Genomic DNA, 13,386 nt, shown 5'->3' on the forward strand with positions numbered 1-13,386 from the left:
TGAACGGCGACCCGGTCGAACAGACGATCGACGAAGACATCCAGAGGAACTGAAGATCCGATGAGCTGGAAACTTCTTGGCGAAATACTGCAGGATGATTTTGACGTTGCGGCAGCAGCGATCGATAATGCCCTGGTGTCGCAGCAGGCGAATCCCGAGCCGCTCGGCAAAATCCTCCGGCGTGAGATCGCCCTGCCGGAAACAACCCTGGCACAGGCCCTGGCCATTCAGCAGGGGTTGACCTTTCTCGAAAGCATTCCGGCTGACAGCGACAACGAGGAATTGCTGCAAAAGATGCCGATCTCTTATGTTCGGGAACATCTCATCTATCCGCTGGCGATATCCGAAGACAATCTCGAACTGGCGCTCGCTGATCCGGGACGGGATGAAGTAATCAATGACCTCGCCGCCCTTTACCAGCGCCCCCTGCAGCTGTATGTCGCCACCGAGGGTGAAATCCGGCAGGCGATCAACCGGCACTTCGAAAAACATTCCGAGCAGGCCGACAAGGTCATGGTCGATATCGGCGCAACCAATGAGCAGGACACATCGCTTGAGGCGAGCGACCTGATTGACTCCTCGGATGAAGCTCCGATCATCCGTTTCGTCAACAGCCTTCTGACCCAGGCTTACAAGCAGAAGGCAAGCGACATCCATATCGAACCGGCGGAAGGATCACTCTTTGTCCGCTACCGGATCGACGGCATCCTGCACGAGGTTTTGCAACCTCCGATAAAGGCGCACTCGGCGATCGTCTCCCGGATCAAGATCCTGTCGCATCTCGATATTGCGGAAAAGCGCCTGCCCCAGGATGGCCGCTTCGATGTCCAGATCGCCGGCAAGAAAATCGATATCCGCGTTTCGGTGTTGCCGACCGATCTTGGTGAACGGGTCGTGCTGAGGCTGCTCGATCGTTCTGATGATCTACTGTCGCTCGAGGAACTCGGCCTGGCTGATAAAAGCCTGAAATCGGTCGAATCGATGATCAGCAAAAGCCACGGAATCTTCCTGGTCACCGGCCCGACCGGTTCGGGCAAAACGACAACCCTGTATGCCGGACTGATCCGCCTCAACGATCGCGAGAAGAATATCATCACGGTCGAGGATCCGGTCGAATACCGATTGGCCGGAGTTGGCCAGATCCAGGTCAATCCCCGGATCGACCTGACCTTTGCCGCCGGCCTGCGCTCGACCCTGCGCCAGGACCCCGACATCATCATGGTCGGTGAAATCCGCGACGCCGAAACCGCTACAATAGCGGTACAGTCGGCCCTGACCGGCCATATGGTCTTTTCAACCCTGCATACCAACGATGCCGCTTCGGCCCTGACCCGACTGGTGGAAATGGGCGTTGAACCATTTCTTGCCGCCTCCTCGATTGTCGGCATTCTGGCGCAACGCCTGGTACGTAAGGTCTGTGCCGATTGCGCCGAAGACTACAAACCGGATCGCCAACTGATCAGAGAGGCCGGACTGGCTGACCTGATCCCGGCAACCGCTACCCTGAAGCGTGGCATCGGTTGCGAAAAGTGTCATGGCAGCGGCTACCGCGGCCGGGTCGGCATCTTTGAACTGCTGACCATGACTGATTCGATCCGGGAAATGCTGCAGGCCAAGAATGATGCCGCCGCGATCCGTAAAAAAGCGATAGAAGAAGGGATGACGCCGCTCCGGGAATCGGGAATCAAGCGCATCCTCGCCGGAGAAACAACGCTCGAAGAAGTTCTGCGCGTCACCCAGGAGGAGACCTGAGATGCCGCTCTTCTCCTACGTCGGTTTCGACTCGGCCGGCTCGCGGGTCTCCGGTACCATTGAGGCGGCCGGGCGTAATGGCGCTCTCGGTCTCTTGCGTGACCGCGGCATCTACCCGACCGACGTCGCCGAAGAGAACAATGCCACCAGCAGATCCCGACGGCGACTCTTCACCCGCCGGGTCAGTCCACTCGACCTGGCGACAACCACCCGGCAGCTGGCGACCCTGCTCGGCGCCGGCGTCCCGTTGAACGAAACCCTGGCCACCGTCGGCGAGCAGCTGGAAAGCCAGCAGATGCAACGGGCGATCGAACGGGTGCGTGACCTGGTCGTTCAGGGCGAGGAGCTACACGCGGCGCTGGCGACCGAAGAGAGGATCTTCCCCGAACTCTACATCAACATGGTCGCCGTTGGTGAAAGCGGCGGCGATCTCGACAAGGTCCTGGAACAACTGGCCGACTACTACGAAGAGGCGGCCCGCATCCAGGCAAAAATCCAGGCCGCCCTGACCTATCCCCTGCTGATGGCGCTGATCGGCAGCGCCGTCCTTTTTTTCCTGATCACCTTCGTCCTGCCGAAAGTGACCCGGATGCTCGAGGAGATGGACCGCGCCCTGCCCTGGCCGACCGCCGTGCTGATCGGCGGCAGCAATCTGCTCGCCGAGTGGTGGTGGTTGCTGTTGATTGTGTTGGGCGGCGGCCTGTTTGCCTTGCAGCGTTATCTCAACAGCCCGGCCGGCCGGCTCTGGTTCGACCGCCGACGTCTGCAGTTGCCGCTTTTCGGCAAGCTCTCCCTGCAACTGGCAACCGCTCGCTTCGCCCGCACCTTGGGCGCCCTGACCCGGGCCGGCGTCGCTTTGCCAAAGGCCCTCGAAATTTCATCCGGGCTGCTCGATAATCGACTGTTGCAGGGGACCATAGAAGAGACGGTGGTCGCCGTCCGCGAAGGAGAGAGCCTGGCCGGTTCAATTCAGCGCAGCGGCCATTTTCCAGCGATGCTGACCCGGCTAATCGCCGTCGGTGAAAAAAGCGGCAAGCTCGATGTGATGCTGCTGCGCGCCGCCACCACCTATGAACAGCAGTCGGAGCTGACCATCGGCAGCCTGCTCGCCCTGCTCGAACCGCTGATGATTCTTTTCATGGGCTGCAGTGTCGGCTATATCGTCATCGCCATCCTGTTGCCGATATTTGAGGCGAGCTCGGGATTCGGATAAAAACAACTGCAATAACTCTTAACGCAATGGCGCAAGGACGCAAAGAAAAACCTAATATACCTGAATGCTTACAAGAGGAAGAGTAATGTAAGAGTAGTTATCTATTATATGAGTTTATTATTATTTTTTCTTTTCTTAGCGACTTTGCGTCTTTGCGTTAATAAAGAATTTAACAGGAGCTGAAATATGAATATTAAAGATCAACGCGGATTCACCCTGATCGAGATCATGGTCGTGGTCGTTATCCTCGGTGTCCTCGCGGCACTCGTTGTCCCCCGTTTCCTTGATCGACCGGAAGAGGCACGCCGGACCAAGGCGACGGTCGACATCAAGTCGATCGAGGAGGCCCTGGCCCTGTTCAAACTCGACAATGGCTTCTTCCCGTCGACCGATCAGGGATTGAAAGCCCTGGTCGAGAAGCCGGAAACCGGACGGATCCCGGCAAAATTCGCCGCAAATGGTTATCTGAAAAAGGTACCGGTCGATCCATGGGGAGCAAACTACGTCTACTTGTCACCCGGTGCTCATGACACCTACGACATCATCTCGTACGGTGCCGACGGCGAACCGGGAGGTGAAGGGAACGATGCTGACATCGAGAGCTGGAACCTCAACTGAATCGGGCTTCACCCTGATCGAGCTGACCCTGGTGATCGCCCTGCTCGGGCTGCTGCTCGGACTGGTTATTCCGAAGCTGCCGGCGATCGGCGAGAACCGGCTCGAGGCAACGGCGCGGCGAATCGCCGGAATGGTCCGATATCTTTACAACGAGGCGGCGCTGAGCGGTCTCGAACACCGGCTCGCCTTCGACCTTGACAACAACAGCCTCGGCGGACGCAAACTCGACCCCGACGGCGAACTGACGGTGGTGACCGACAGCGGTCGTGACCACGAACTCGGCGGCTCGGTTACGATTGTCGATGTCTCGGTTCCGGGAAAGAACAAGGTCACCAGCGGCCAGCTGTTCAGCAGGATCTTTCCGGTCGGCTGGATGGAGGAAACGGTTATCCATCTCAAAAACAGCAACCGGACCTTGACCCTGCACCTGCAGCCACTGACCGGCGTGACCGACGTACACGAAGGATACAAGGAGTTCGACTGAGCCGACTGGCATCAGCTGAAGGAGCAAGTGATTTTGACCAGGTTCGATACGGAAAACAGCAGGGAGCGGGGACAGAGCGGGCAGCCTTCGGGGCAGCCTGGTTTCACCTTGCTTGAAGTTGTCATCGCGCTGTTGATTGTCGCCACCGTGCTCGTCTCGCTTCTCGGTCTGCAGGCGCGAACGATCAATGCGGCCGATCGGCAACAGAAGCTCACCATGGCGACAATGCTGGCACAGCAGCAGATGAGCGAGACAGAATTGAACTACGCCGCCAACCAGAGTGGAGATGAAGGGACATTTGAGCCGCCCTATGATAATTACCGCTGGCAGGTCGAATTCAACACGACGCCGCTGGCTGCGGTTCGCGAAGTGACCGTAACCGTCGCCTGGGGCGAAGCAGGGAGCAACGAGGATGTCACGTTGACATCCTTCCTTTTCAATTGATGCAGATGCGAAGCGACAGCGGTTTGACCCTGGTTGAGCTCCTGGTGGCACTGACCGTGACCGCCCTGATGCTGACCGCCGTCTACCAAACGGTCAGTTCGGCTTCGATCGCCCGGGAAAAGCTGGCTGTCAGCAATGCCCGGCACCACATTGCCCGGATCGTGACTGAACGGATCGGGCGCGAGCTGCTCAGCCTGCATTATGTCGCTTCCGACGAACGGACCCGGTTCAGTGGCGGTCTCGGCGGCGGTGATATGGAGCTTCTTGTTTTTACGACGACGGCGAGCACACCGCTGGCCCGTGAGCCAGGTCTTCCGGCACGGGTTGTTTATCGACTCGAGGTTGACCGGGATGCCGACGATAACGCCTATCGGCTGACCCGGACCGAAACAAGCGCTCTTGATTTTGACACCGGTCGAGCCTATCGACTGGCCGACGGTTTGTCCGAAATCGAGATCTCTTTTTTGAACAACGGTGACTGGTTAAACCGATGGGACTCGCTGTCGACGCAAGGTTTACCCGAAGCAGTCGCACTATCACTGCGGTTTGGCGATATCGAAACCGGCAATGATTTCCGAACGGTCTGGACAATCGGTGATGAGTAAATGAATCTTCAGATCCGAAAAAATGAACGGGGCATGGTCCTGCTGGTCGTACTTCTGGTTGTCACCCTGCTGGTGACAATCCTGGTAGAGTTTTCTTTTTCAACGCTGGTCGATCTGCGCCTCGCAGAAACCTTTCGCGACACGACCCGGGCGACCTACCTGGCAAAAGGAGGAATCCGGGCCGGCCAGATTATTCTGCAGGATGATACAAACGGCTATGATGCCGCGGACGAACTCTGGGCCCAGGGGATCGAGGGCTACCCGGTCGGCAGCGGCAACATCAGCATCATGGTGGAAGACCACGGCGGACGCCTTGATCTGAACCGTCTGGTCACGGCAGCCGGCAATATTGATCCGCTGTTCAAGGACCGGGCAATCCGGCTTTTCGGACTGCTCGGTGCACCCGCTCCGGAGCAGATGACCGATGCCCTGATCGACTGGATTGATCCCGATGATCAGATTGAGCCGGGCGGCGCCGAAAGCAATTATTATCGTTCGCTGGCGCAGCCCTACAACTGCAAGAACGGCCCACTCGATAGTATTGAAGAACTGCATCTGATCACGGGCTTTGAGCGTTCTTTCATTGCACAACTGAAACCGCACGTCACAACCTACGGTTCGGCCAAGGTCAACGTCAACACTGCAACCACGGAAGTGCTGCAGACTCTGGTCGCCGAAATGGACCAGATTACGGCCGAGCTGATTGTTGAAGCGCGGAGGGCGAAACCCTTCATGTCGCTGAATGAGCTGAAAGAGCTGCCGGGGATGGAAACAATGTACGGTTTCGTATATCTTTATCTTGATGTCAAAAGTTCACGCTACATGGTCGAGGCGACCGCTTTTGTCAATGACGGACGCAGAACCATCCACGCCAACATCGCCAAGGATGGAAACCGTATTCTTTACAAGAGAGTTCTTTAATGGCCAGAACGTTTATAGGTGCTGATATCGACAACGGTCTTTTGCGGATGGTCGCTCTTGAAGAAGAGAGTGGCGTCCTCAAGCCGGTTGCCCTTATCCAGAGAGAGGCTGCATCAACCGAGGCATGCGCCGCCATGATTGCCGCAATTCTGGCAGAGTGGGATTCGACCAACTCCCGACTGGCCGCAGCCCTGCCGGCATCGGTCGGCCTGACTCGCAACCTTGAATTCCCTTTCGGCGACCGTAGAAAAATCGCGTCGGCCGTTCCCCTGGAGCTCGGTGCCCGGCTACCGATCAGCCTTGACGATTATTTTGTCACCTCACTTGATCCGGTGGCGTCGGAAAATCAGGGTTACCAAACCACCGGCCTGGCGGTTCCGAAAGAAACCATCACCGATTTTCTCGACCCATTTAACAATGAGCAACTGCCGTTACGTCATCTCGGAATCTTGCCGTTTGCCTATGCCGATGGATTCGTCGGGCTGCCGGACGAAGCGATTCTGCTCGATATCCGTTCACATGAAATTTCTTCACTGCTTTTGCACCATGGTCAGCCCCGGGGCCATCGGATTCTGATCCGCAGCGATATCCGATCAGCGTCTGAAACGATCGCCCAGATCGGTCGCGATATCCACACCCTGCAGAAACGGGTCGGCCGCGACAATCTGCCGATCCGGATGTTCGGCCCCGGGCTTGATAAAGAACTTGAGGAAGCGATCCGTGCCGAATTCCCGGAGGCAGAAATTCCGGAAGAGTATTTTGAAGGAGAACGCCTGGCACCTGAATACATCCCGGCCCTGGCCCTGGCTCGACTTGCCGCTAAACCGCGCAGAAGCTACAATTTGCGACAGGGAGAATACGCTTATAGGGGCAGCCTCGCACCCTATAAAAAACAGCTGATCGCCATTACGGCGCTGCTGTCGATAGCGTTGACGACGCTGATCGGTGGCGCCTGGCTTGCCTATACCGGCAAGGCGGCGATTGCTGATCAAATGCAAAAGCAGATGCAGGAGATTTATCGGCAGACCTTTCCCCGGGCAAATGAAACCCCGAAAGATGTTCTGCTGCACATGACCAGCCGCCTCAATGCAGCTCGCAACAGGAGCAATCAGTTCGGAGCCCCCGGGGCCGGGCCATTACCGACGCTGGCCGCTATTTCAAAAGCTCTGCCGGAAAACAGTTCGACTGTTATCGAGGAGCTCAATTATGATGAAACCGGAATCCGTCTGACCGGCAAGGCACCGTCGTTCGATACGGTTGACCAGCTTGCTGCGGGGCTCGGCAAAAGCACTCTTTTCAGTTCGCCCCGGATCGGTCAGGCCAAAACCAGTATCGACGGCAAGCAGATCGAATTCCGGATTGACCTCGGGTTCGCCGGCAAGGAAGGTGCGCAATGATAAAGGACCTGAGCCAACGGGACAAGGCGGCCCTGATCGGTGGTGCGATTATTCTTTTCGTTCTGTTTTGCGTCTTCGGAATTGTTTTGCCCTATCGCTCAGCCATCGAGAATCTTGAGCTGGAAATTTCATCCGGAGAAAAACAGCTGGCCGAACTCAGGCAGCTGCAACAGGACTACAGGGTTCTGCAAAGAGACCTGTCCCGGCGTGAACAGAAGCTGGCCCGGGGCGACAATGCTTCATCCTTCTCGTCTATCGAGGCGATTGTCACCCGACTCGGGATGCGAGACAAGCTGGCTTCGATGCAACCGCAACCGGCCAGCGTACGCGGCGAAATGTCGGTTGAAATTGTCGCAACGCGGATTGAACGCGTTGATCTCGGTCAGTTGATCAACCTGTTGCGGGCATTTGAATCTTCCCCGACACTGCTAAATGTCACCAGTATGAAAATCAGAAAGCGTTTCGATGATTCAAGCCAGATTGATGCCGAACTCCGAATTGAAACACCAAAGCCAGGTTCCTGATGAGAAACAGACTTAAAAACCTGAGTCAATATCTGCCGTTAAATCTGAGTGGAGTTGCGGCCATCCTTGGATATGTTTTTCTCGGACTGACCATGGTCCTGCTCGGGCTGTACCTTGCCTTTCCGGAAAAAGCACTTCAGCGCCGACTCGAATTTGAACTGAACAGGAATATCTCCGGCGCCGTCTCGGTTAAATCGGCGGCGCTTTCATTGCCATTCGGCTTGACCGCCAGGGATATCCGGATCAGGATGAACGACCGGTCGATTCCGCAAATCTTTTTTGATTCGGTTGAAATGTCGCCCCATATTTCGGCCCTCTTCGGCAATCCGGGAATCAGTTTTAACGCCCGGACCGGCGACGGAAAAATCAGCGGCTCGGTAAAACAGCGCGGGCCAGCCGAGATCGACATTGATAATTATCTGTTCGATGAGCCGATTCAGCAATTTTCCGGATTAAAGATCAAAGGCGTCATCCGCTCGGCCCGCCTTGAAACCGAAGTTCCGACCCAGCCTGACAGCCGAACCAGAATCGAGGTCGTGGCCGAGAACCTGAATCTGACAGGGCTCGAAAAGGTCGGCTTTTCAGCTGCAGAGGTCGCCCTCGGCAACCTCGAACTGACCCTGAATGGACAAGGGCGCAAGCTTGACCTGGAGAGAGCCTCACTGAGCGGCGGCGACATTCGGGCCTCACTGAGCGGCAACCTCTCATTCGGCCGGTCATTGCCGGCGACCCGGTTAAACCTGACGCTCCAGGTTCAGCCCACAACCGGGCTCGACCAGTCGCTCCGTTCGCTGTTTGACCTGCTCGGTTCCGCCGGTCCGGATGCCTCCCGCAAATTGACGATAAGTGGCTCCCTGGCCAGACCGAATATCAGATAGTCTATTTCAGACTTGCCAAATCGGCTGTAGCTCGTAAATTAATAGACAGGAGAATTAACTGCCTGAAACCCTTCAGGATTGCATGAGGCGTCAATGTCAGATAACGAAAAGGATTATTTCAACAATTACAATTCCGACAACATAACCGCCAACGGCGAAGTCCCGTCCGGCGACAGTCTGGTTCTGGCCCGGGACATCCTGCCGGAATCCCTGCCGATCGTTCCGGTTCGCCCCCGACCGGCTTTCCCGGGGATTCTGGTTCCGATCGTCCTGAATGATCCGGATCAAGTCTTGTCCTTTCAACAAGCGGCCGAAAGCAGCAGTAAGGCCCTCGGGCTGGTCCTGGCCAGGCATCTCGACCAGGAAGACTCGCCGGACAATCTGCATCAGGTCGGTGTTGCCGGTAAAATTGTCAAGGTCATTCATTCTGATGACGATTCGGCACACTTTCTGATCAACTGCCTCGAGCGCTTTACCATCAAGGACGCCTTGCAAAACCAGCATGGGATGTACGCCCGAGTCAATTATAACTTTGAGGCCGAGTACAGTTCCAATCCGGAACTCAAGGCCTACTCAATGGCGATCATATCGACCCTGAAAGAACTGGTTCAAATCAATCCGCTGTACAGTGAAGAGATCAAGCTATTCCTGAACCGCTCGAGCATGGAAGATCCCGGGCGTCTCGCCGATTTTACCGCCAACCTGACCAGCGCCGATGGTCAGGAGCTGCAAAAGATTCTCGAAGCTTTTGACGTGCGGCACCGCATCGATCAGGTCCTGGTTCTGCTCAAGAAAGAGCTGGAAGTATCACGGCTGCAGAGTCGTATTTCCCAGCAGATCGAGGAGAAGATTACCGGCCAGCAACGCGAATTTTTCCTGCGTGAGCAACTCAAGGCGATCAAACAGGAACTTGGCCTTGAGAAAGAAGGTAAAACGACCGAGATCGAAAAATTTGAGGAACGGATCAAAAACCTGACCCTCAACGAAGAAGCGCAACGGGCCATCGACGAAGAGATCGAGAAGTTCCGCCTGATCGAGCCGTCGTCACCGGAATATAATGTCTCCCGCAATTATCTCGACTGGCTGACCATCCTCCCCTGGGGCCGCTTCAGCAAGGATTCTTTTGCCATCGATCGCGCCCGCAAGCTCCTCGATCGCGACCACTATGGTCTCGAAGACGTTAAGGAGCGGATTCTCGAATTTATCGCCGTCGGCAAAATGAAAGGCGAAATTTCCGGATCGATTATCTGCCTGGTCGGTCCTCCCGGGGTTGGTAAAACCTCGATCGGCCACAGCATCGCCGAAGCACTCGGCCGTTCCTTTTACCGCTTTTCCCTCGGCGGCATGCGCGATGAAGCCGAGATCAAGGGGCATCGCCGAACTTACATCGGGGCGATGCCGGGCAAGTTTATCCAGGCGATCAAAAGCGCCGGTACCGCCAATCCGGTACTCATGCTCGACGAAATCGACAAGGTCGGCGCTTCGTTCCAGGGTGATCCGGCTTCGGCTTTGCTCGAAGTTCTCGATCCGGAACAGAATTCATCCTTCCGAGACCACTACCTGGATGTTCCGTTCGACTTGTCTAATGTCCTGTTTATCGCCACCGCCAACCAGCTCGACACGATTCCGCGCCCCCTGCTTGACCGGATGGAAGTGATCCGGCTCTCCGGCTACATCCTGCGCGAAAAGCTGGAAATTGCCAAACGCTACCTGGTGCCGAAGGTGATGAAGAAACATGGTCTGAAAAAAACTCAGGTGACCATTAACAAGGCGGCATTAACTGAGATGATTGACGGCTATGCCCGTGAAGCCGGGGTTCGTGGTCTCGAGAATGTAATCAAAAAAGTGATGCGCAAGGCCGCCATGCGTTTCGCCGAAGAGCAGCTTGACAAAATAACGATAAACAAAAAGGATGTTGAAGAATGTCTCGGCAAGCCGATTTTTACTTCCGAAGAGGTCTTTGCCAATACCCCTGGAGTCTCGACCGGCCTCGCCTGGACCAGCCTCGGTGGTGCCACTTTACAGATTGAAGCGACAGCTGTCGAGGCCAAGGCGAAAGGATTCCGCCAGACCGGTCAGCTCGGCAACGTTATGATCGAAAGCGCCCAGATTGCCTACTCGTTCGTTATGGCTAAAGGTGAGCGTTACCGGGTGCCGAACGGTTTCTTTGACAACCACTATGTCCACCTGCATGTACCGGCCGGAGCGACCCCGAAAGACGGCCCGTCAGCCGGTATCACCATGACGACGGCCCTGATCTCGATGATTAGCGGTCAGCCGGTTCTCGATAAACTCGGCATGACCGGCGAGTTGACCCTGACCGGGCAGGTCCTGCCGATCGGCGGAGTCAAGGAGAAGACCATCGCGGCCCGGCGTGCCGGCCTGAACACGGTGATCTTCCCGAACGGCAACCGGGCCGATTTCGACGAGCTACCTGATTACCTCAAGGAAGGGCTCGAAGTCCATTTCGCCAAAACCTACGACGATGTTTACCAGGTTGCTTTCGGCAAAAAACCGAAAAAAACAGGATAACTCAATAATCAGACCAGGACAGATTCAAGCAAATAGAAACCCGCAGCAAGTCATCTCGCTGCGGGTTTCGTTAAACGGAAAGAAAAGAAGATAAATATAAGTTAATTCATATTTCCATATATGTCAACCTGTAAAAAAGACCGGTCGTGCGGCCCTTTTTTACAGAATAAAAATCAGTAAGCCTACCCGACCTTCTTGCGGACCTTGCGCAGCGTCTTCAAGGCCGCGTAGCGCGCCTTATCGGCGCCTTTTGCCAGGGTGTCGCGCAACCCGGCAGGATCAGCCAGCAGGTCTTCCCTTTTCTGCCGATAGGGCTCGAAGGTATCGCGGATGGTTTCAAACAGCTCCTGTTTAACCTCGCCATATCCGAGCCCGCCCGCTTCGTACCGTTTGCGCAAATCAGCCTGGCCGGTCTTGTCCAGAAACAACGAATAGATCTGGTAGACATTGCAGGTGTCGGGATCTTTCGGTTCCTCGACCGGCGTCGGATCGGTGACAATCCGCATGACCTGTTTACGTAACGCCTTTTCCTCGAGGAAGAGATCAATCGTATTGCCGTAGCTCTTGCTCATCTTCTGACCGTCGAGTCCGGGGACGGTCGCCACCTCGTCATCAATCTCCGGTTCGGGGAGGGTAAAGATTTCACCGTATTCGTTATTGAACTTGATCGCGATGTCGCGCGTCACCTCGACGTGCTGTTTCTGATCCTTGCCGACCGGCACCTTGTTGCTCTGGAAGAGCAGGATGTCGGCGGCCATCAGGACCGGATAGGCGAACAGGCCGTGATTGGCGGCTATCCCCTTGGTCACTTTGTCCTTGTAGCTGTGGCAGCGTTCAAGCAGACCCATCGGCGTGAAGTTAGAAAGATACCAGGTCAGCTCCTGGACCTCGGGCAGGTCCGACTGCACCCAGAAAGTGCTTTTCTCAGGGTCAAGGCCGAGGGCAATAAAGCTGGCGGCCGCTTCCAGGGTGCCACGGGCCAGCGCCTTGCCATCACTCAGCGATGTCATGGCATGATAGTTGGCGATAAAGCAGAAAAGTTCTTCCTGCTCCTGGTATTTGATCATCTTGTCCATCATCCCGAAAAAATTTCCGAGATGCAGAGCGCCGGAAGGCTGGATACCGGATAGGACGCGCATGTGAGGAGTCTCCTTCAAGTTGGAACAAATGAAAAACCGCGATCGATTAGTGATCGGCGGTATTTGAATCTTGATCCTGAATCCAGATCAGTTACTGACCCGCGAGAAACAACGCCCGATTGTATTGATTCAAAAGACGGCGCAAAATTATCATTGCATTAACCGGACAGTTTCATGGTGCTGTAAATTAGCAGGATGAGTATGCTTCGTCAATAGTCACGAAACAGCTTGCTTACCGGATGACCGGTGTCATAATGAAAGAAATAATCAATTTCTTGACTGGGGAGCAGAGAATGGAAACGACCAGGAAATGGTATTGCAGCTGCCGGGGGAAGCCGGTCGAGTTAAGTCATGCTGATCCGCTCGAAGAAGAACAGGGTGAGCCGATCTGCAGCCGTTGCGGGGCATCCCCTTCATCCGACCCGAAGAAGACTGTCAGCTTCAAGGATTTCCGAGGAGGAAAAGATCGCGTTTAATTCGCCGACGTTTCCCTGGTAAAGAGGACAAAAGCCATCGCCGGGCGCTTGCTGCTCTCGCTCATCGCAAACTGCATGCCGTCATAGTTCCAGCCCTGCGCAACCCATTCATTGATAATGCGCTCCAGGGTGTCGTCGGAGACGGTACTGGTTTCGATCACCTTGTATTCAGTTTTAGCTTCAACATTCATCATCAGGAGAATACCAGAATGGCAATCAGTGGCAATCCAAAAAAAATAGCCCAGGACATCAGCAACGGCATTGTTTCGATCTCACCACCGATGCTGAAACGCTACAACGCAGCCGACATAAAAATTATCCTCAGCAACATGGCAATTGTCTCACGCGAATTACGGGCCGAACAGATCCCGCTTGAAGATATCGTTGAACTGAAAAAGAAAAA

At 55.5% G+C, this 13,386-nt stretch carries 15 protein-coding genes; 13 read left to right on the plus strand and 2 right to left on the minus strand.

The genetic code is table 11. From position 1 onward, the window contains the following. The first annotated feature begins 60 nt into the window (after window positions 1–60). From gspE to lon, 11 genes are all read left to right on the plus strand, one after another. On the plus strand, window positions 61–1,752 hold the full coding sequence (gene gspE / locus C0623_14535; protein ID PLX97807.1) for a type II secretion system protein GspE: 1,692 nt from the start codon (window positions 61–63) through the stop codon (window positions 1,750–1,752). Between the two features lies 1 nt (window position 1,753). After that, window positions 1,754–2,965: a type II secretion system protein GspF gene (gene gspF / locus C0623_14540; GenBank protein PLX97808.1), complete on the plus strand. Its 1,212-nt coding sequence runs from the start codon at window positions 1,754–1,756 to the stop codon at window positions 2,963–2,965. A gap of 186 nt (window positions 2,966–3,151) precedes the next feature. Beyond that, entirely contained in the window at window positions 3,152–3,583 is a 432-nt protein-coding gene (gspG, locus tag C0623_14545) for a type II secretion system protein GspG (protein PLX97809.1), read from the plus strand. Beyond that, window positions 3,492–4,067 carry a hypothetical protein gene (locus tag C0623_14550; GenBank protein ID PLX97810.1) on the plus strand — a complete coding sequence of 192 codons (576 nt, stop codon included), beginning with the start codon at window positions 3,492–3,494 and terminating at the stop codon, window positions 4,065–4,067. Before gspG ends, C0623_14550 begins: the two co-directional genes overlap by 92 nt. A 15-nt stretch (window positions 4,068–4,082) precedes the next feature. Beyond that, window positions 4,083–4,511 (plus strand): type II secretion system protein GspI, encoded by a 429-nt coding sequence (gene gspI / locus C0623_14555; protein ID PLX97811.1) that lies wholly within the window; start codon window positions 4,083–4,085, stop codon window positions 4,509–4,511. After that, window positions 4,511–5,116 carry a hypothetical protein gene (locus tag C0623_14560; protein PLX97821.1) on the plus strand — a complete coding sequence of 202 codons (606 nt, stop codon included), beginning with the start codon at window positions 4,511–4,513 and terminating at the stop codon, window positions 5,114–5,116. Before gspI ends, C0623_14560 begins: the two co-directional genes overlap by 1 nt. Further along, entirely contained in the window at window positions 5,117–6,037 is a 921-nt protein-coding gene (locus C0623_14565) for a hypothetical protein (protein ID PLX97812.1), read from the plus strand. It abuts the gene before it with no gap. After that, complete coding sequence (locus tag C0623_14570) at window positions 6,037–7,434, plus strand: hypothetical protein (protein ID PLX97813.1); 1,398 nt, start codon at window positions 6,037–6,039, stop codon at window positions 7,432–7,434. The genes C0623_14565 and C0623_14570 overlap by 1 nt, the downstream gene beginning before the upstream one ends. Beyond that, window positions 7,431–7,958, plus strand: a complete 528-nt coding sequence (locus C0623_14575) for a hypothetical protein (GenBank protein ID PLX97814.1) — start codon at window positions 7,431–7,433, stop codon at window positions 7,956–7,958. The genes C0623_14570 and C0623_14575 overlap by 4 nt, the downstream gene beginning before the upstream one ends. Continuing rightward, the gene (gene gspN / locus C0623_14580) at window positions 7,958–8,836 is read left to right on the plus strand and encodes a type II secretion system protein GspN (GenBank protein PLX97815.1); all 879 of its coding nucleotides are present in this window, start codon (window positions 7,958–7,960) and stop codon (window positions 8,834–8,836) included. Before C0623_14575 ends, gspN begins: the two co-directional genes overlap by 1 nt. Before the next feature lie 93 nt (window positions 8,837–8,929). Continuing rightward, window positions 8,930–11,368, plus strand: coding sequence for an endopeptidase La (lon, locus tag C0623_14585; protein ID PLX97816.1), 2,439 nt, complete (start codon window positions 8,930–8,932; stop codon window positions 11,366–11,368). Window positions 11,369–11,550: 182 nt separating this feature from the next. On the opposite strand, the gene trpS is transcribed toward lon, so the two are convergent. Next, window positions 11,551–12,507, minus strand: coding sequence for a tryptophan--tRNA ligase (gene trpS / locus C0623_14590; protein PLX97817.1), 957 nt, complete (start codon window positions 12,505–12,507; stop codon window positions 11,551–11,553). Between the two features lie 293 nt (window positions 12,508–12,800). Between trpS and C0623_14595 the strand changes: the two genes are divergently transcribed. Continuing rightward, window positions 12,801–12,983: a hypothetical protein gene (locus tag C0623_14595; protein PLX97818.1), complete on the plus strand. Its 183-nt coding sequence runs from the start codon at window positions 12,801–12,803 to the stop codon at window positions 12,981–12,983. Here the strand turns inward: C0623_14595 and C0623_14600 are convergent. Continuing rightward, window positions 12,980–13,174: a DUF4177 domain-containing protein gene (locus C0623_14600; GenBank protein PLX97822.1), complete on the minus strand. Its 195-nt coding sequence runs from the start codon at window positions 13,172–13,174 to the stop codon at window positions 12,980–12,982. The two genes, C0623_14595 and C0623_14600, sit on opposite strands and share 4 nt — an antisense overlap. Before the next feature lie 18 nt (window positions 13,175–13,192). Here C0623_14600 and C0623_14605 point away from each other — a divergent pair. Next, window positions 13,193–13,386 (plus strand): hypothetical protein (locus tag C0623_14605; GenBank protein PLX97819.1); only part of this gene is annotated, 194 nt, incomplete at its 3' end.

This window comes from Desulfuromonas sp. (assembly GCA_002869615.1).
Classification (GTDB): Bacteria; Desulfobacterota; Desulfuromonadia; order Desulfuromonadales; family UBA2294; genus BM707.